This window comes from Thiocapsa sp. UBA6158, from assembly GCF_002423035.1.
Classification (GTDB): Bacteria; Pseudomonadota; Gammaproteobacteria; order Chromatiales; family Chromatiaceae; genus Thiocapsa.
In genome coordinates this window covers 1-600 of the sequence record NZ_DIUM01000074.1, presented here as the reverse complement: position 1 = coordinate 600, position 600 = coordinate 1, and the positions used below count along the sequence as shown (strand labels likewise).

At 65.4% G+C, this 600-nt stretch carries 1 pseudogene; it reads left to right on the top strand.

Going from position 1 to position 600, the window contains the following annotated elements:
• Window positions 1-51: 51 nt before the first annotated feature.
• Window positions 52-600: pseudogene (gene rpoB / locus B4N44_RS11080) on the top strand (DNA-directed RNA polymerase subunit beta); the annotation flags it as partial.

Here is a 600-nt window from a genome sequence, read left to right as displayed (position 1 = left end):
GCGCAGGCCAACGCCACGCTCGACGACGAGGGTCGCCTGACCGACGCGTTGGTGTCATGCCGTCATGCCAACGAGTTTACGATGCGGGCCCCCGAGGAGGTCCAGTTCATGGACGTCTCGCCGCGTCAGATCGTCTCGGTGGCCGCGTCCCTGATCCCCTTCCTGGAGCACGNNTTCCTCGAGCACGATGATGCGAACCGGGCCCTCATGGGTTCGAACATGCAGCGCCAGGCGGTTCCGACACTGCGGGCCGAGAAGCCGCTGATCGGCACCGGGATGGAGCGCGTGGTTGCCAAGGACTCGGGCGTCTGTGTGGTCGCGCGTCGCGGCGGTGTCATCGAATCGGTCGATGCCGCGCGCATCGTGGTGCGAGTCAACGACGACGAGGCCGTCCCCGGCATCCCCGGCGTGGACATCTACAACCTGACCAAGTACACGCGTTCCAACCAGAATACCTGCATCAATCAGCGCCCCCTGGTGAAGCCGGGCGATGTCGTTGCTGTGGACGACGTCATGGCCGACGGTCCTTCCACTGACATGGGCGAGTTGGCCCTGGGGCAGAACCTGCGGGTCGCCTTCATGCCCTGGAACGGCTACAAC